The 18180-nt window shown below is 61.2% G+C and carries 18 protein-coding genes and 1 pseudogene; 7 read left to right on the top strand and 12 right to left on the bottom strand.

Annotated features, from left to right (window positions below; all coding sequences use genetic code 11):
* Positions 1 to 127: 127 nt before the first annotated feature.
* From bioD to bioB, 5 genes are all read right to left on the bottom strand, one after another.
* Entirely contained in the window at positions 128 to 808 is a 681-nt protein-coding gene (gene bioD, locus BT119_RS23110; RefSeq protein WP_003372407.1) for a dethiobiotin synthase, read from the bottom strand.
* A gap of 25 nt (positions 809 to 833) precedes the next feature.
* On the bottom strand, positions 834 to 1643 hold the full coding sequence (gene bioC / locus BT119_RS23105) for a malonyl-ACP O-methyltransferase BioC (protein WP_060708365.1): 810 nt from the start codon (positions 1641 to 1643) through the stop codon (positions 834 to 836).
* Positions 1636 to 2367, bottom strand: a complete 732-nt coding sequence (locus BT119_RS23100) for an alpha/beta fold hydrolase (protein WP_060708366.1) — start codon at positions 2365 to 2367, stop codon at positions 1636 to 1638. Before BT119_RS23100 ends, bioC begins: the two co-directional genes overlap by 8 nt.
* Complete coding sequence (bioF, locus tag BT119_RS23095; protein WP_072366990.1) at positions 2360 to 3550, bottom strand: 8-amino-7-oxononanoate synthase; 1191 nt, start codon at positions 3548 to 3550, stop codon at positions 2360 to 2362. Before bioF ends, BT119_RS23100 begins: the two co-directional genes overlap by 8 nt.
* 64 nt (positions 3551 to 3614) lie before the next feature.
* Positions 3615 to 4673 (bottom strand): biotin synthase BioB, encoded by a 1059-nt coding sequence (gene bioB, locus BT119_RS23090; RefSeq protein WP_003372416.1) that lies wholly within the window; start codon positions 4671 to 4673, stop codon positions 3615 to 3617.
* Between the two features lie 90 nt (positions 4674 to 4763).
* Between bioB and BT119_RS23085 the strand changes: the two genes are divergently transcribed.
* From BT119_RS23085 to BT119_RS23075, 3 genes are all read left to right on the top strand, one after another.
* Positions 4764 to 5498, top strand: coding sequence for a ComF family protein (locus BT119_RS23085; protein ID WP_072366989.1), 735 nt, complete (start codon positions 4764 to 4766; stop codon positions 5496 to 5498).
* A 137-nt stretch (positions 5499 to 5635) separates the two neighbouring features.
* A complete protein-coding gene (locus BT119_RS23080) occupies positions 5636 to 6400 on the top strand; it encodes a TOBE domain-containing protein (RefSeq protein WP_003372419.1) in 765 nt (254 codons plus the stop codon).
* An 81-nt stretch (positions 6401 to 6481) separates the two neighbouring features.
* A complete protein-coding gene (locus tag BT119_RS23075) occupies positions 6482 to 8398 on the top strand; it encodes a PhoX family protein (protein ID WP_072367017.1) in 1917 nt (638 codons plus the stop codon).
* Between the two features lie 268 nt (positions 8399 to 8666).
* Here the strand turns inward: BT119_RS23075 and BT119_RS23065 are convergent, their stop codons facing one another.
* From BT119_RS23065 to BT119_RS23040, 6 genes are read right to left on the bottom strand one after another with little or no spacing between them, the layout of a single operon-like run.
* Positions 8667 to 9500 carry a phosphodiesterase gene (locus tag BT119_RS23065; protein WP_003432597.1) on the bottom strand — a complete coding sequence of 278 codons (834 nt, stop codon included), beginning with the start codon at positions 9498 to 9500 and terminating at the stop codon, positions 8667 to 8669.
* Positions 9501 to 9525: 25 nt separating this feature from the next.
* On the bottom strand, positions 9526 to 10557 hold the full coding sequence (locus BT119_RS23060) for an ABC transporter ATP-binding protein (protein ID WP_072366987.1): 1032 nt from the start codon (positions 10555 to 10557) through the stop codon (positions 9526 to 9528).
* Positions 10554 to 11348 (bottom strand): ABC transporter permease, encoded by a 795-nt coding sequence (locus BT119_RS23055; protein ID WP_003432594.1) that lies wholly within the window; start codon positions 11346 to 11348, stop codon positions 10554 to 10556. The genes BT119_RS23060 and BT119_RS23055 overlap by 4 nt, the downstream gene beginning before the upstream one ends.
* Positions 11345 to 12214, bottom strand: a complete 870-nt coding sequence (locus BT119_RS23050; protein ID WP_024661938.1) for an ABC transporter permease — start codon at positions 12212 to 12214, stop codon at positions 11345 to 11347. The genes BT119_RS23055 and BT119_RS23050 overlap by 4 nt, the downstream gene beginning before the upstream one ends.
* Entirely contained in the window at positions 12214 to 13215 is a 1002-nt protein-coding gene (locus BT119_RS23045; protein ID WP_003372436.1) for an ABC transporter substrate-binding protein, read from the bottom strand. Before BT119_RS23045 ends, BT119_RS23050 begins: the two co-directional genes overlap by 1 nt.
* Complete coding sequence (locus BT119_RS23040; protein WP_044309134.1) at positions 13199 to 14218, bottom strand: LacI family DNA-binding transcriptional regulator; 1020 nt, start codon at positions 14216 to 14218, stop codon at positions 13199 to 13201. Before BT119_RS23040 ends, BT119_RS23045 begins: the two co-directional genes overlap by 17 nt.
* A gap of 194 nt (positions 14219 to 14412) precedes the next feature.
* Between BT119_RS23040 and BT119_RS23035 the strand changes: the two genes are divergently transcribed.
* From BT119_RS23035 to BT119_RS23015, 4 genes and pseudogenes are all read left to right on the top strand, one after another.
* Positions 14413 to 15387, top strand: coding sequence for a serine/threonine protein kinase (locus BT119_RS23035; protein WP_003432591.1), 975 nt, complete (start codon positions 14413 to 14415; stop codon positions 15385 to 15387).
* 324 nt (positions 15388 to 15711) lie between these two features.
* Positions 15712 to 16599 (top strand): EamA family transporter RarD, encoded by an 888-nt coding sequence (gene rarD, locus BT119_RS23025; protein ID WP_003372445.1) that lies wholly within the window; start codon positions 15712 to 15714, stop codon positions 16597 to 16599.
* 264 nt (positions 16600 to 16863) lie between these two features.
* Positions 16864 to 17218: pseudogene (locus tag BT119_RS23020) on the top strand (type II toxin-antitoxin system RelE/ParE family toxin).
* Entirely contained in the window at positions 17218 to 17520 is a 303-nt protein-coding gene (locus BT119_RS23015; protein ID WP_003372448.1) for a helix-turn-helix domain-containing protein, read from the top strand. The pseudogene BT119_RS23020 and the gene BT119_RS23015 overlap by 1 nt, the downstream one beginning before the upstream one ends.
* 19 nt (positions 17521 to 17539) lie before the next feature.
* On the opposite strand, the gene BT119_RS23010 is transcribed toward BT119_RS23015, so the two are convergent.
* Entirely contained in the window at positions 17540 to 18058 is a 519-nt protein-coding gene (locus BT119_RS23010) for a glycine cleavage system transcriptional repressor (RefSeq protein ID WP_003432583.1), read from the bottom strand.
* Positions 18059 to 18180 lie beyond the last annotated feature (122 nt).

Here is an 18180-nt window from a genome sequence, read left to right as displayed (position 1 = left end):
AACACGCCCATTGAAGCAGCATTTGCCCGGAAATACTCGACAAACAGACTAATGGCACTAGGCCGCACGATAGCCTGAGTCTTGAAAATCCAAAACTGTCTTGCCGGTCAGCGACATAGCGGCGCTGTCAGCTCAACACCTTCAAGTCGAGATACTGCGCCACATTTTCGGCACTCGCCTCGTTCAAACGCGGCACCCGCCCCAGGCAAGGTGCAGGCAGACGCTCGACCAGCGTGGCGAGGTTTTCTTCAAGCCGCGAGGTGTCGGCATCCACGATGTTGGCCACCCAGCCGGCCAGACGCAACCCGTCACGGGCAATCGCTTCGGCAGTCAACACCGCATGATTGATGCAGCCCAGACGCACGCCCACCACCAGAATCACCGGCAGGTCCAAGGCAATGGCCAGGTCGGACAATGTGCTCTGCCCGGACAGCGGCACGCGCCAACCGCCCGCCCCTTCGATCAGGGTGAAATCGGCCTGTCTGGCGAGCATCTGCCGCATGGGTTGCAGCACCGAATCGACGGTCAACGCGACGCCAGCTTCGCGTGCTGCCAGGTGCGGAGCGATGGCTGGTTCGAAAGCCAGCGGGTTGACCTCAGCGTAATCCAGCTCGACAGAACACTCGGCCAGCAACGCCAGAGCATCCGGGTTGCGCAGCCCCTGTGGCGTGACAAAACAACCGGAGGCAACGGGCTTGCCGGCTGCCGTGCTCAGGCCGGACATTCGGGCTGCATGCAGCAAACCGGCAGCCACCGTGGTCTTGCCAGCGTCGGTATCGGTCCCGGTGATGAAGTAGGCAGCAGTCATCTCAGCAGTCTTTCCTGTCAGTCCGTCAGTTTTTTTCAAGCACCGCGTACAGCACTTGATAGGTAGCGGGCAGTCCGGCGTCCTGGCGGAAGCCTTCATAGGCCTGAACCATGCCCATGATCCGCTCGCGCCCGGTCAGGCCATTGGGTCGTCCGGGGTTGAGATTGTGCGCACCGAGCGCCTTCAACTCGTGCGTCAGGCTGCGCACGTCCGGGTAATGCAGAACCTGCGGGCGAACATCGAGGCTGCGCACTTGCAGGCCGCTCGCCACGCACAGCTGACGATAGTCATCCTCATGACGAAAACGGTTCACATGCACCCGGCCGTCCACTGCCTGCCAACTGTCGCGCAGCTCGTACAGCGTGCCGACACACAGGCTGGCAAAGGCAAATACGCCGCCTGGTTGCAAAACGCGGTGAGCTTCACTGAGCACCGCCGTGAAATCGGCGCACCACTGCACCGCGAGGCTGGAAAAAATCAGCCCGCAGGTCTGGTCACGCAGCGGCAGGTGCTCGGCATCACCCGCAACAAAGTGCTGTGCGCCACCCAAGGGTCGGGCGTGACGCAACATGCCTTCGGCGATATCCAGTGCAATGCCTTCGCTGCCATTGAAAGCCTGCGCCAGCGCCCGGCTGAAATAGCCGGTGCCGCTGCCTAGATCCAGCCAGCGAGACGGATTGCATTGCGCAGGCAAACACGTGAGCAGCTCATTACCGACGTTGCGCTGCAGTTCGGCAACGCTGTCATAGCTGCCTGCCGCGCGGGAAAACGACGCGGCGACCTGACGTTTGTCAGGCAAGACAGAAGGTGGTTTGGGGATTGAAAGATCAGTCATCGTCCAGCTCGTGCAGAAAGGCATGGATCGCAGCCGCCACCCCGTGAGGGTTTTCCAGCAGGAAGGCATGACTGGCCTGCTCGATGAGCCCCACTTCGACATCCGGCAACAAGGCCAGCAGATCACTTGCCGCCTCAGCGGGCACGAAGGCATCCAGCCCGGCAAACAGGTGCAGTTGCGGGCCACGATAGGTTTGCAAAGCGCTGCGGGTGTCGAGTTGCCGAAGTATTTTCAGGCCGTCGATCAACGCCGTTTTCGACAGGTGCGGTGCGCCGGCCTTGAGCAGCCGCGCCAGACCGCGCGGGTCTTCTGCGCCTTGCGTGCATAACAGGCTGAAACGCTTGAGGGTCAGGTCCGGATCATCGGCACAGCCAGCCAGAAATGCCTCGAAATCCTGCGCGGGCATTGCGTTCGGCCACGCACCTTGGGTGACGAAACAGGCGTTGCTGGCCAGCGTCAGTAGTCCGCAACAACCTTCGCCGCGCCGCGCCGCCAGTTCAGCCGCGAGCATGCCACCCAATGACCAGCCGCCCAGCCAGGCGTCGTCTGGCAGGTTGCTGTCCAATTCGTCGAGCCAGTCCGGCAAGTCGCAGCTGTCGATATCCGGCAATGGCTCGACTTCAACCCGCAAGTGCTCGTCCAGCCCACGCAGCGCAGCAGCAAGCGGCTCCAGCGGCGAAACGCCAAGGCCCCAGCCTGGCAACAGAATCAGACGATCACGCATGAACAGGCTCCGAGGATTGGCTGGCATCCAGCAGCGGGTAGCACTGCTCCAGAGTGTTCAATAATAGCTGCACGTCGGCTTCGCTGTGCGCGGCAGACAAGGTCACACGAAGTCGCGCGCTGCCCGCAGGCACAGTAGGCGGGCGAATGGCGGTGACCAGCAGGCCACGCTCACGGAGCAACTGCGAGAGGTGCAACGCCCGACCGGCATCACCGATCATGATCGGCTGAATCGGGGTAAAGCTGTCCATCAGTTGCAGCCCGATCTGCTCGGCACCGCGACGAAACTGCTGAATCAGTCGCGTCAGATGCTCGCGACGCCAATGCTCGGTACGCAGCAACTGCAGGCTTTTCAAGGTGGCGCAGGCCAGCGCGGGCGGCTGGCTGGTGGTGTAGATGTAGGGCCGGGCGAACTGGATCAGGGTTTCGATCAACTCTTCACTGCCGGCCACAAACGCCCCGGAAGTGCCGAACGACTTGCCCAGGGTGCCGACCAGCACCGGCACCTCATCCATGCTCAGGCCGAAGTGCTCGACGATACCGGCGCCGTTGGCACCCAAGGGGCCGAAGCCGTGAGCGTCATCCACCATCAGCCAGGCCCCTTTGGCCCTCGCCGAACGGGCCAGCGCGGGCAGATCGGCGATGTCGCCGTCCATGCTGAACACCCCGTCGGTGACTACCAGGGTATCGCCCACGGATTTTTCCAGGCGGGCTTCCAGGCTGCTCACATCGTTGTGCAGATAGCGCGAAAACCGTGCACCGCTGAGCAGACCGGCATCCAGTAGCGAGGCGTGGTTGAGACGGTCCTCCAGCACCGTATCGCCCTGCCCGACCAACGCCGTCACTGCGCCAAGGTTGGCCATGTAGCCATTGGAGAACAACAGGGCGCGCGGGCGACCGGTCAGCTCGGCCAGCGCTTCTTCCAGTTCATGGTGCGGCGCGCTGTGGCCGATCACCAGATGCGAAGCCCCGCCTCCCACGCCCCAGCGCTCGGCACCTGCCTGCCAGGCGGCGATCACCTCGGGATGATTGGCCAGCCCCATATAATCGTTGTTGCAGAACGCCAGTAACGGCTGGCCGTCGACGATGACCTGCGGCCCCTGCGGACTTTGCAGCAGCGGGCGCTGGCGATAGAGGTGTGCGGCGCGCCGGGCATCGAGGCGCGTGCGGAGATCGAAAGACATGCAGGCCCCGAACCGGAAGATGACAATTCAAAACGGGCCGGAACAGGCCGGCCCATTCAACGGATCAGGCAGAGGCAGCGTCGTAGAACATCGAGCTGCTTTGTTGCTCGACCAGCGCCTGTTCGATGGCGGCCTGATGCACTTCGTCGGCATGCCCTTCGCCTGCTTCGGGCTTGATGCCCAGGCGCGAGAACAGCAGCATGTCCTTGTCGGCCTGCGGGTTGGCGGTGGTCAGCAGCTTGTCGCCGTAGAAAATCGAGTTGGCCCCGGCGAAGAACGCCAGTGCCTGCATTTGCTCGTTCATCGCTTCGCGACCGGCGGACAGACGCACGTGGGATTTCGGCATGAGAATCCGTGCCACGGCGAGCATGCGAATGAAATCGAACGGGTCGACATCTTCGGCGTTTTCCAGCGGCGTACCGGCGACCTTGACCAGCATGTTGATCGGCACCGACTCCGGGTGCTCAGGCAGGTTGGCCAGTTGAATCAGCAGCCCCGCGCGGTCATCGAGGGACTCGCCCATGCCCAGAATGCCACCGGAGCAGATCTTCATCCCCGCATCGCGCACGTAGGCCAGGGTTTGCAGGCGCTCGCTGTAGGTCCGGGTGGTGATGATGCTGCCGTAGAACTCCGGCGAGGTGTCGAGGTTGTGGTTGTAGTAGTCCAGGCCCGCGGTGGCCAGCGCTTCGGTCTGTTCCTGATCGAGGCGGCCCAGGGTCATGCAGGTTTCCATGCCCATGGCTTTCACGCCTTTGACCATCTCCAGCACATAAGGCATGTCCTTGGCGGAAGGATGCTTCCAGGCCGCGCCCATGCAAAAGCGGGTCGAACCAATGGCCTTGGCACGCGCGGCTTCTTCAAGCACCTTCTGCACTTCCAGCAGCTTTTCTTTTTCGAGACCGGTGTTGTAGTGGCCGGACTGCGGACAGTACTTGCAGTCTTCCGGGCAGGCGCCGGTCTTGATCGACAGCAGCGTGGAAACTTGCACGCGGTTGGCGTCGAAGTGAGCGCGATGCACCGTTTGCGCCTGAAACAGCAGGTCATTGAATGGCTGTACAAACAGCGCCCTGACCTCGGCTAAAGTCCAGTCGTGACGCAAAGTGGCGGTGGTGCTGGCGCTCATCGGGCGGCTCCTTGGTGTTTCTGGGCAATGCGCGAGGGCGGGAAAGACCCCATGCGCTACACGGATGTCGGGCATATTTAAGGAAGAGCCATGCGCTGTCAACCCAGCTACCCGCATGAGGTTTACATCTGGTTAAAAAACAAACAATCCTGTTTGTTATGCGATGAACGCAGTGAGGTGCCCACGCCCATTTGCGTGCCGTGCGAAGCAGAACTGCCGTGGCTGGGCAACGCCTGCGTGTGCTGTGCGCTGCCGTTACCGCGTTCAGGCATGAGCTGCGCGCAATGCTGCAAGCAAACGCCCGGCTTTGCTCAGGTCATCGCGCCCTGGCTGTACGATTTCCCGGTCGACGGTCTGATCACCCGCTTCAAACATAACGGTAAATGGCCCATGGGACGACTGCTGGCGGAACTGTGCGCGCAATACCTGCAGCACCGTTTCGAGGAAGACCTGCCGCGCCCCGACTGCCTCATTCCAGTGCCGCTGGCCAACAAACGCTTGCGCCAGCGCGGCTACAATCAGGCGGCAATGCTGGCCGGTTGGCTGGGTAAACAGCTGCAACTGCCCGTCGACGAGGAGCATGTGTTACGCAGCCGGGAGACAACCGCACAACAGGGCCTGGACGCGAAAGCCCGCAGGCGCAACCTGCGCGGCGCCTTTACCCTGGTTGATCCCGATTGGGTACAGGGCAAGCACTTGGCGCTGGTCGATGATGTTCTGACCACCGGTTCGACGGCAGACGTCATTGCGCGACTGCTGAACAAGGCCGGTGCGCGGCGGGTGGACGTGTATTGCCTGGCTCGCACGCCCAAGCCGGGTGACTAATGGCCCCTACGCGCCTGGTTTAATATCGTTCCCACGCTCCAGCGTGGTAATGCCTTTCGGGACGCTCCGCGTCCGGTTTCGACGCCATGAGCGAGAGCGATCATACTGCCCACTCCTACTCGACCGCCCGGATTTCCATGGCCCTCCCCACCTTGCTGACGCAACACATGGTCCGTCGCCCGCAACGCATTGCGCTGTTGCAGCATATTGCCGAACAGGGCTCGATCACCCGCGCTGCGAAAAGCGCAGGGCTGAGTTACAAGGCGGCCTGGGACGCGATCGACGAGCTGAACAATCTGGCGCAAAAACCGCTGGTAGAGCGCAGTGTCGGCGGACGCGGCGGTGGCGGCGCGAAGTTGTCGGTCGAGGGCGAGCGAGTGCTGCGTCTCTATCAGCGCGTCCAGGCCTTGCAGGCCCAGGTGCTGGAAGCGGCCGAAGACAGCAGCGACCTTGACCTGCTCAATCGCCTGACCCTGCGTACCAGCGCACGCAATCAGTTGCTGGGGCGGATCGTCAGCATCACCCGCCAGGGGCATAACGATCAGGTTCGCCTGCAATTGGCGGACGAGGTGTTTATCGAAGCACAGGTCACCCATGACAGCACCCTGCGTCTGGAACTGGAAAACGGCACGGAGGTGGTTGCACTGATCAAGGCCGGCTGGCTGGAACTGCACGCAGACCGCAGCGAAGAAACAAATGGAAACAATTGTCTGATCGGCCGAATCGACAGCGTGACCGACGCTGAAGATGGCCCGAGCGAAGTACGCATCACACTCCCCGGCGGCCAGACGCTGTGCGCCCTGGCGACACCTGAGCACCTGCATGCACAACAGTTGAAAACCGGCACCACGGTGCAGGCAAGATTTGCTGCTTCACTGGTACTGCTGGGTATACCGTTGTAAGCGCTGGCAGGTCATCACTACGACACAATTTCGTCATATGCGCGCACTAAGGTGGCTGCCATATTCGAGGGAGCCGTGATGATGAAACTATTAGAAGAAAACCAGACCACTGACCTGGAAAACCTGGTCGGCGCCGACAAGGTCGGCCTCACCCGCCGCGGTTTCATCAGCGCGGGCGCATTGTGCGGCGCTGCGATGTTTCTCGGCGGCAACCTGCTCAGCCGTACCGCTCTGGCCAACAGCGTCAGCGCGGCGTCTGGCAGATTGCTCGGCTTCCAGAGCATTCCTGCTGCCACCGCCGACAGCATCAGCCTGCCAGCAGGTTACACGTCCTCGGTACTGATCAGTTGGGGCCAGCCTCTGCGAGCGGGCGGTCCGGCGTTCGACCCGAGTGGCAAGGGTACCGCCCAGGCTCAGGAGGTGCAGTTCGGCGACAACAACGACGGCATGTGCCTGTTCCCGATGCGGGGTCGCAAAGACCGTGCTTTGCTGGCGATCAACAACGAATACACCAACTACCGCTACCTCTTCGAGCATGGCAAGGAGCCGCAATCGGCTGAAGAAGTGCGCAAGGCTCTCGCCGCAGAAGGCGTGTCAGTGATCGAGATACAGCAGAAAAACGGCAAATGGCAGTTCGTGCAGGACTCGCGTTACAACCGTCGCGTGCATGGCAATACGCCGATCAGGCTGAGTGGCCCGGCGGCCGGTCACGAATGGCTCAAGACTGACGCCGACAAGACCGGCACCCGCGTCCTGGGGACGTTCCAGAACTGCTCCAGCGGCCAGACACCGTGGGGCACGTACCTGACCTGTGAAGAGAACTTCACCGACTGCTTCGGCAGCAGCAACCCGGAGCAGACATTCGATGCGGGCATGAAGCGCTATGGCGTCGTGGCTGCCAGTAAAGAGATCAACTGGCACCCGCACGACCCGCGCTTCGACGTGGCAAAAAACCCCAACGAGGTCAATCGCCATGGCTGGGTGGTCGAGATCGATCCGTTCGACCCCGAATCGACGCCGGTCAAGCGCACGGCACTCGGGCGTTTCAAGCACGAAAACGCCGCCTTCACGCAGACCAGGGACGGGCGCGCCGTGGTGTACATGGGCGACGACGAGCGTGGCGAGTTCATCTATAAATTCATCAGCCGCGACCGGATCGATCGCAAGAACCCGAAAGCCAATCGCGACCTGCTGGACCACGGCACCCTGTACGTGGCGCAATTCGACGCTGGCAACGGCAACCCGGACCATCCAAAGGGCAACGGCCAGTGGATCGAACTGAAATACGGCAAGAACGGCCTCGATGCCGCTGCCGGTTTCGCCAATCAGGCTGAAGTGTTGATTCATGCACGGCTGGCCGCCAGCGTGGTCAAGGCCACGCGCATGGACCGCCCGGAATGGATCGTGGTCAGCCCCAAGGATGGCCAGGTTTATTGCACGCTGACCAACAACATCAAGCGCGGCGACGAAGGTCAGCCGGTTGGCGGGCCGAATCCACGCGCCAAGAACCAGTACGGGCAGATCCTGCGCTGGCGCGAAGGCGGCAACAATGCGTCGGCGATGGCGTTCGAGTGGGACCTGTTTGTGGTCGCGGGCAACCCGACCGTACATGCCGGTACGCCACAGGGCGGGTCGAGCAACATCAACGCGCAGAACATGTTCAACAGCCCGGACGGCCTGAGTTTCGATCGATCGGGTCGGCTGTGGATCCAGACCGACGGCGACTCCAGCAACAAGGGTGACTTCGCTGGCATGGGCAACAACCAGATGCTCTGTGCCGACCCGGCCAGCGGCGAGATCCGCCGTTTTCTGGTTGGCCCGATCGGTTGCGAAATCACCGGCATCAGCTTTGCGCCTGACTACCGGACGATGTTCATCGGCATCCAGCATCCCGGCGAAAACGGTGGCTCTACCTTCCCCGAGCATTTGCCCAACGGTAAACCGCGCTCATCGGTGATGGTCATCACCCGGGAAGATGGCGGCGTTATCGGCGCCTGATCGGCAATCAGGAAGAGGACGCAGATCGCTCATCGTTATATAAAGGTCTGCTATTGATTCTGGCCGGAGGCCGTGGGAGCGAACTTGTTCGCGAAGAGGGCTGTATGATCGTCGAAAATGCATCGACTGAAACACCGTCTTCGTGAGCAAGCTCACTCCCACAAGGATCTTTGCTCCGCCTGATACTGCGCGTCGAGCCCCGCTTTCCGGGCTCATCAAAACTTGAGTATCACGCCGGGCGCAGAGCGTGGGAGCGATGAGCAATCAATTAATCAATCAACCCGTTCACATCGTAGAACGGGTATGGCCCTTCATAGTCGCCGAACACGGCGTTATGACTGACAAACCCCTGTTCCGAATGCCAGCGATGCAGCACGTAACCTGCCGGTTCCAGATTGAAATGCGCAGGCGCGGCTTCGTCGAGGTCGAGGACGATCTGGTGTGAGGTGCCCGGGCATATGCTCGCCACGCTGCCTCCGAAACGTCGCTGCATCGGTCGATGCAAATGTCCGCACAGCAAACGCTCCACTTGCGGATGCTGGGCGATGACGCGCTCCAGCGCCGATGCGTTGCCGAAGGATTCGCGGTCCATGTGCCCTATGCCGGTAATAAACGGCGGATGGTGCATGACGATCACGGTCGGCACGTAAGGACGACGGGACAGCTGTGCGTGCAGCCAGTCCAGCTGACAATAATCCAGTTGCCCGCCATGCTCGCCGGGAATGGTCGTGTCCATGCCGATCAGGCGCACCGGGTATTTCTCAACGACCCAGTCCAGAGGACCGCTGGCCGACAACGGCAGGTACACCTGCTCGGCAAACGCGGCCAGCAGGTTGTGCCGATCGTCATGATTGCCGGGCACCAGATAGAATGGCATCTGCAGACGTTCCAGTTCGGGCTTGAGCACGGCGTATTCGTCCTCGCGACCGAAGTCCACCAGGTCACCGCTGATCACCACGATGTCGGGGCGCTGCTTGCTGGCATTGATGTGCGCGACCGCGCGGCGCAGCGCCCCCAGGGTATCGACCACGCCATAGGTCAGGCGCCCGTCGGCTTTGAGGTGCAGGTCACTGATCTGAGCAATAAGAAACGGACGATTCAAAATAATCTCTCTACGAAAAACGAGTTCACAAATGCAGGGTAAACAGCACTTGCGGGTCGACGCTCAAGGCAATGACTGCGTTTGCGGCATAAATCACGTTGTCGGTGCTGTCTACCAGCAGCGGCTGCGGGCCACCGACATCGACCAGCAAGCGACTTTGCGCGCCCTGAAAAAACTGCCCGACCAGACGCCCATGAATATGGCCGTTTCCTGACATCAAACGCAGGTGCTCGGGGCGGCAGTAGACCGTGCCCGGTACGTCAGCACCGTGCCACGGCAGCTCGCCGCCGCTCACCTTGAGGCCTGACGGGGTGCGCTCGACCACGCTGAACGCATTCAGATTGCCGACAAACCCGGCGACGAACGCATTGGCAGGTTGTTGATAGACGTCCCTCGGCGTCGCCAATTGCGAGACGCAGCCTTTTTCCATGACCAGAATCCGGTCGCCCAGGGCCATCGCCTCGCCCTGATCGTGGGTGACGAACACCGAGGTGATGCCCAGCCCACGCAGCAACTGATCCAGCTCACTGCGCAAGCGCTCACGCAACTGTGCATCCAGTGCCGCCAGCGGCTCGTCCAGCAACAGCACCCGGGGGCGCGGCGCCAGCGCCCGGGCCAGCGCGACCCGTTGGCGCTGCCCGCCAGACAGCTCGTTGACGCGGCGCTTGCCGTGGCCGGTCAAACCGACCAGTTCCAGCAACTCATCGCAACGCTTGTTGCGCTCGGCAGCCGACAGACCACGAATCTTCAGGCCGTAAACGATATTGCCGGCCACATCGAGGTTGGGAAACAACGCGTAGTTCTGAAACACCATGCCCACGTCGCGCCGCTCGATGGGCAGACGTGTCACGTCCTGATCATCGAACAACACCTGCCCGACGTCCGGACGTTCAAGCCCGGCAATCAGCCGCAAGGTGGTGGTCTTGCCGCAACCGGACGGACCGAGAATCGCCAGCGTTTCGCCGGGCTCGATGGTCAGGTGCAGATCCTTTACAGCAACGGTGCCGTCGGCAAATGCCTTGCGGCAGCCTTTCAGGCGAATGGTGGTTCCGCTCATCGGCTCTCTCCACGGGCAAGACGCGCGCTGATGGCCTGCAACGCAATCAGCAGCGGCACAATCAGCAACAGAAAAAGAAGGGTGTAGGCACTGGCGACTTCCAGTCGGGCCGAGGCGTAACTGTCGGCCAGACCGACCGGCAGGGTCTTGGTCATCGGCGTGTGCAGCATCCAGGTCAGGTTGAATTCGCCCAGCGACAGGGTCACGACCATCAGCACACCGGCAAGAATCCCGGCCCGGCAATTAGGCACAACCACACTGAAGAAACGCTTGATCGGCCCGGCGCCCAGACTGGCGGCCGCCTCTTCGAGCACCGGCAGTTGCTGACGCTGCATCACCGCCATGACCGGGCGCACCAGGAACGGCAGGGTGAACAACACGTGGCCGACCAGAATGAACAACCAGCTGCTGCGAAAGCCGCCGAACTGGCCGTAGGTCAGCAGTAACGCGAGGGCGCTGGCCAGACCGGGCATGGCGACGGGCAAGACCATCAATTCCTCGAAGGCCCGGCTGAAGCGATTGTTCATGCGCACCAGCGCATACGCTGCCGGGACGCCCACCAGACACACGCAGATTGCGCACGCCACGGCCAGTTGCAACGACAGCCAGACGGTCGGTGAATAGGCCTGCCAGACCTGCACCAGCCAGTCGAAGGTCAGACCGCTCGACAGGCCCAGAAAATAGTTGCGCGTCAGGCCGGCCAGTAACGACAGCACCACCGGGACCAGCATGAACGCGCAGACCAACAGCGTGAACGCCAGTTGTACTGCAAACAACGGAGAACGTTTCACAAGGGAACTCCCGATTTACCGACCATGCGCCGGGCCAGCAACAACACTGCCCACGTCACCAGCCCGAGGATTACCGACAGCGCTGCGGCCACCGTGAAGTTGGCGTAATTGGTGAACACGTTGTAGATCGCTACCGGCGTGACGTTCAGACGCGTGCCCAGGGTAAAGGCCGTGCCGAATGCGCCCATCGACGTGGCGAAGCAGATCGCGCCGCAGGACACCAGCGCGGGTGCCAGCCCCGGAACGATCACATCGCACACCACGCGCCAATGACCCGCGCCCAGCGAATGCGCGGCTTCTTCAAGGCTGCGATCCAGACTTTCGCAGGCCGCCATGACCGTCAGAATCACTCGCGGAATCGAGAAATACAGATAGCCGATGAACAGTCCGGTCAGCGAATAGGCGAACACCCAGCGCTCGCCCGCCAGGTGCAACCCGAGCGCGGCGAAGATACCTTGGCGACCGGCCAGCAGAATCACCAGAAAGCCGACCACCACACCGGGAAACGCCAGCGGGAAGGTCAGCAAAGCCACCAGCGCAGAGCGTCCGAAGAAGTGGTTGCGGGCCAGAAACACACCGCTGATGCCGCCGACCAGTAACGCCGCGAGCGTCACCACCAGCGCCAGCAGGCAGGTTTGCGCCAGACTGCCCAGGTACTGAGGACTGCTCAGGACCTGCCAGTAACCGCTGCCATTGCCATCGGACCCTTGCGTGCCGAGCATGATCAGGTGGGTCAGCGGCAGCAGCCAGAATGCCAGCAATACGGCCATCGCCGGAGCCAGCGCCACCGCAGCGGTCGGGCGCAGCCGCAGCCTGAAAGATCCGCCCTTGCGCAGAGCCAGCGCTTGTTCCGGCGAGGCCGACATTACTTCACCTCACGCAGATAACGGGCGGCGAAGGCTTCCTGCACGGCGGCCATGTGCTGGTAATCCACCACACCGGCACGGGCGTAATCGCTGTCCGGCAAGAACTGCGCAGCAACATCGGCAGGCATCTTCGAGCGTACCGGGCGCAGATAGGCCTTGGCCCACAGCGCCTGACCTTCATCGGACAGCACGAAATCCAGCACCTTCTCGGCGTTGGCACGATGCGGCGCCTTGGCGACCATGCTCATCACATAGGGAACGCCGATGGTGCCTTCCTTGGGAATCACGAAGGCAACGTTGGCCTTGTCCTTGTAGCGAGCGCGATAGGCGTTGAAGTCATAGTCGACCAGAATCGGCAGCTCGCCGGACAGCACGCGTGCATAGGCGGTTTGCTTGGGCACGATGGGCGAGTTTTTCGCCAGTTTCTGGAAGTAGTCGATGGCCGGACCGAAGTTGTCCAGCGTGCCGCCCATGGCCTGGTTGATCGCCACGGCGGACACGTAACCGACGAACGCGCTGGACGGGTCTAGGTAGCCGACCATGCCCTTGTACTCGGGCTTGAGCAGATCCGCCCAGCTTTGCGGCACCGGCAGACCGCCCAGTGCGTCCACGTTGACCATGATGCCGAGGGTCCCGGAGTGAATCGCGAACCAGTGCCCTTCAGGGTCTTTCAAGCCTGCCGGAATCTCGTCCCAGTGTTTGGGTTTGTAGGCATCGACCACGCCGGCCTTCTGCGCCTGCAGGCCAAAGGTCACGCCGTAATAGACCACGTCAGCGACCGGTGCGGCCTGCTCGGCAACGATCTGCGCCAGCGCCTGGCCGGAGTTCTTGTTGTCCAGCGGCACCTGGACACCGGTGCTGTCGGCAATCGCCTTGAGCTGCGTTCCCCAGTCGGCCCATTCGGGCGGGCAGTTATAGCAGATGGCGGTTTCGGCGGCCTGGGCGAGGCTGGCCGCACCACATAACAGCAGTGCCGCGAGGGTTTTACTGAGGCTGAGCATGAAGCATCTCCTGGTAGGGCTGGGTGCTTTCGCCGGGCCGGATGTGGCACGGCAGACAATGAGAAACAGGTACTGCGCCAGCAATCCGTGCCAGTAATTGGTCGATGACAATGTGCGCCAGCTCGGCGATGGGCTGAACCACGCTGCACAAGGTCGGGTGCATCTGCGTGCCGAGGGCGATGCCGTCGAAGCCGATCACCGACAGGCGCTCGGGAACGCCCCAGCCGTTGCGGCGTAATTCGGCAATCAGGCTGATGGCCAGCAAATCGTTGGAACAGACCAGCGCGCTGGGCGCGTCCGGGCCACGTAACAGGGGTTCGAGTGCGGCGAAATCGGCGCTTGTATGAGCAGGCATTTCAATCACTGGTCGCGCTTCAAGCCCACACTCGGCCATGGCGTCGCGATAGCCTTCATAACGCAGTCGGGCGCGGTCGGACTGCATGGCCGGGCCTGCGACCATGGCGACTCGCTGATGGCCTGCATCGATCAGATAGCGGGTAGCCAGCGCCATGCCCGCCCGGTTATCCACAGACACCGCGCTGTAATCCGGGTTACCGGTCTGGTGATAGGCCAGCACGAACGGAGTGTCTTCATTGATCAGGCTTTGCAGTACCCGGTTGTGCTCGGCGTCGGTCACCGTCAGCACCAGCCCGTCGACCCGCTGACGCAACAACTCCTCAACCACGGCGCTTTCACGCTCTGCGGTGTAGTCGGTGGTTGCCAGCAGCAGGTTATAACCCCGCGCCCGCGCCGCCCGTTCCATGGCCTGAAACTGTTCGGCAAACACCGGGTTGAGCAGGTTGGGCACCACCACGCCAATCAGGTTGGTGGTTTGCAGACGCAACTGGCGGCCCAGCCGATTGGGGCGAAAACCCAAGGCGCGGGCCGCAGCGAATACCCGCTCGCGGGTTTCCGAGCGCACGACGTCGGGGCTTGCGAAGGCACGTGCCGCAGTAGCCCGGGAAACCCCGGCCAGATGCGCTACCTCTTTCAGATCAGTCATTGTCGCTCACTTGAGATCGATCTCATTGACGGCGACTTTAGGCGTCGAACATGGCTATCTCGCTAACGACTCATGACTTTTTGATGACAAAAGAGCCCGAAGGCAGATTAAACGGATGGGGTTTGGCGAAGCGGGACCGGTCTGCGTTACCATCAGCGGTCCGACGCGGCAACCTGCTGCGCGCAGGAGTAGTCATGGCTCACCCGTTTGCAACACTTACTCCCGATCTGGTCCTGGATGCTGTCGAAAGCATCGGTTTTCTCAGCGATGCCCGCATCCTGGCGCTCAACAGTTACGAAAACCGCGTCTATCAGGTCGGTATCGAAGACGGCCAACCGCTGATCGCCAAGTTCTATCGCCCACAGCGCTGGACTACCGAAGCCATCCTTGAAGAGCACAGCTTCACCGCTGAACTGGTCGAGGTCGAAGTGCCCGTGGTCGCGCCCATGGTGCACAACGGCGCAACCCTGTTCGAGCACGCCGGTTTCCGTTTCACGCTGTTCCCGCGTCGCGGTGGACGAGCACCGGAGCCAGGCAATCTTGATCAGTTGTATCGCCTGGGCCAGTTACTGGGGCGTCTGCATGCCGTCGGCTCGACCAAACCGTTCGCGCACCGTGAAGCCCTGGGCGTGAAGAACTTCGGCCATGATTCGGTCAACTATCTGCTGCAAAACGACTGCATCCCGCGCAGCCTGCTGCCGGCTTACGAGTCGGTGGCTCGTGACCTGCTCAAGCGTGTCGAAGACGTTTACGCGGCCACACCGCACACCAACATCCGCATGCATGGCGACTGCCACCCCGGCAACATGATGTGCCGAGACGAGATGTTCCACATCGTCGATCTGGACGATTGCCGCCTCGGCCCTGCCGTCCAGGATATCTGGATGATGCTGGCCGGCGACCGCCAGGAACGTCTGGGTCAGCTGTCGGAGCTGATGGACGGCTACAACGAATTTCATGATTTCGATCCACGCGAACTGGCCCTGATCGAACCGCTGCGTGCCTTGCGCCTGATGCACTACAGCGCCTGGCTGGCCCGGCGCTGGGATGACCCGGCGTTTCCGCACAGCTTTCCGTGGTTCGGCACGGAGCGCTATTGGGGCGACCATATCCTGGCCCTGCGCGAGCAGATGGCAGCACTGAATGAAGAGCCGTTGAAACTGTTTTGACCTGATGAGCCCCAGGTTATCGTGCGGCGCTCCGCGTCGCATGCAGTTCTGGACGCTCCGCGTCCGATCCTGAATGTCCGGTGCGGCGCAAATCTGTGACGCGGAGCGTCACCCAAGGCATTCCCACGCTGGAGCGTGAGGAACGATAATCTCAACTATCGTGCGGCGCTCTGCGTCCGATCCTGAGCAAGCGGCGCGGCACAGATGTCGTGAATCGGTCGAACCTGTGTATAACATCGAGCGCTCCAGCGTCAGTACAATCAAAACCATCAACCGCATCACCCCACAATAAAACCGGAATTTTCTGCATTTAAGGGACGCTCCATGCAAGCTGCCAATCCACGCCGTGGATACATTCTGGGCCTGAGTGCTTACATCATCTGGGGCCTGTTCCCCATCTACTTCAAAGCCATTGCCGCGGTTCCGGCCATCGAGATCATCATCCATCGCGCGCTCTGGTCGGCGCTCTTCGGCTCGATTGTGCTGATGTTCTGGAAGCATCCCGGCTGGTGGCGCGACCTGCGCGACAATCCGCAACGGCTGGCCGTGCTGGCGCTGAGCGGCACGCTGATCGCCAGCAACTGGATCATCTACGTCTGGGCAGTGAACAACGGGCGCATGCTGGAGGCCAGCCTCGGGTATTACATCAACCCGCTGGTCAACGTGCTGCTCGGCATGTTGCTGCTGGGCGAGCGCCTCAGACGCCTGCAAATGCTGGCAGTCGCTTTCGCCGCGATGGGTGTCGCACAGCAGGTCTGGCACGTCGGCAGCCTGCCGTGGGTGTCGCTGGCGCTGCCATTGACCTTCGCGTTCTATGGGCTGATCCGTAAACAAGCCCCGGTCGCTGCCCTGCCCGGCCTGGTGGTCGAAACCTGGATGCTTGTGCCGCTGGCACTGATCTGGCTGACGCTCAACCCGACGGCCGTGAGCGCCCAGCCGGAATTCTGGACCACCACGCAAGCCATCTGGCTCGCCGCCGCAGGCCCGGTGACGCTGGTACCGCTGGTGTGCTTCAACGCCGCCGCCCGCCATTTGCCGTTCACCACCCTGGGCTTCCTGCAATACATCGCGCCCACATTGGTCCTGCTGCTGGCCGTGCTGCTGTATGGCGAACACCTGACCACCAGCACCATCATTACCTTCGCTTTCATCTGGATGGGGCTGGCGATCTACAGTGTGGATATCTGGCTGAAATCCCGCGGCCGTCACTGATCAAAAAACAGACAACATCTTGCAGGCCACGCAAACCGTGGCCTGCAAAGGGTTCTCCAAGGGTTATCCACAGGCAGACTCACCTTATCTGTGCACAAGCCCTTGAAACTGTTGGATTTTTGATCAATCCGCGCCAGGCCTCGGCGGGTATGGCACGCAAGGCTATTCCCCCAGGTTATCCACAGGCAGGTGCACGATTAACTTGGATAACCTGGATACCTTTCCAAGCATTGAATTATGCACACTTTTTGGTACACTCCAAATATGAGTAATCTCCCACCCACTTTGACCGTCAAGTTTTTCCGGACCGAAACAGGCAATGAACCTGTACGTGAATGGCTGATCGATCTGCCACGCGATGATCGTAAGGCAGTCGGCACTGACATCAAGACGGTCCAGTTCGGATGGCCAATAGGGTATGCCTGTGGTCCGTAAAATGGAGCCAGACCTTTGGGAAGTCAGAATTGATTTGAAGGAAAAGATTGCACGAGTACTGTTTACCGTCGAAGCCCGCACAATGGTTTTGCTTCATGGCTTCATCAAAAAAAGTGAAAAAACTCCCGCGTCCGATCTGGAAACTGCCAGACAGCGCAAGGCAGCACTGAAGAGGAAAAGGTAATGAACGAGCACATTGGCTCCGACTTCGATGATTTCCTTGCCGAGCAAGGTTTTGCCGAGGAGGTTTCTGCCGCAGCTCTGAAGCGAGTCATCTCTTGGCAGATCGCCGAAGTCATGAAACAGCAAAAGGTGACCAAGAAGGCCCTTGCCGAGCGCATGCACACAAGCCGGACGGCAGTGGACAGGGCCCTGGATCAAAACGATCCGGGAATGACTCTTGCGACGCTGGCCAGCGCAGCAAGAGCGCTGGGGCAACGTGTAGAAGTCAGACTGGTACCGGAGCGAGAAGCAGTCCGCAGCTGAATAAAAACAGTGATCGGACTTACTCCTTGGCCCCCAGCACCAACTCCACCATCAAATCATCAGCCAGAGTCTCGAGCGCCGTCTGCAGGTCATCCAGTGAAAGGTCCTGAGGGACGCCCAACACCGCGTCGGCATGGAACAGCAGTTCGCTGCTCATGGGCGCGGGGGACACGTTGGTAATCAGGTGTTCGACATTGACGCCCTGCCCGGCCAGCAAACGGGTGATGTCGCGTACGATGCCGGGGCGGTCGTTGCCGACCAGTTCCATGCTGATCATTCGAGTCGTATCGGTGGTCTCGACCACGCTCTCGGCCAGCAACATGCGGATGCCATGGGCTGACAAACCATTCAGGGCCTTGATCAGGTCATCATAGTTTTCTGCCTCGACGCCTACCTTGAGAATCCCGGCAAATTGTCCGGCCATGCGCGACATGCGACTTTCCAGCCAGTTGCCGCCATGCTCGGCGATGCAGCGTGCGATGCGTTCGACCTGACCCGGTTTGTCGGGAGCAACCAGCGTTACGACGAGATGATCCACGGTCAATTCCTCTTTCTGCACAGATGATTTGGAGACAGCGTCGGTCTTACGAGTATAGGCATGCCCGAAGGGCAGCTCGCTCGCGGTAAATCGTGTACCGTTTGCCACGCTTTATGGAACAA

The sequence above is a fragment of the Pseudomonas sp. NFACC10-1 genome (genome assembly GCF_900119195.1).
Taxonomy (GTDB): domain Bacteria; phylum Pseudomonadota; class Gammaproteobacteria; order Pseudomonadales; family Pseudomonadaceae; genus Aquipseudomonas; species Aquipseudomonas cerasi.
This window is presented reverse-complemented; position numbering and strand designations above follow the sequence as displayed.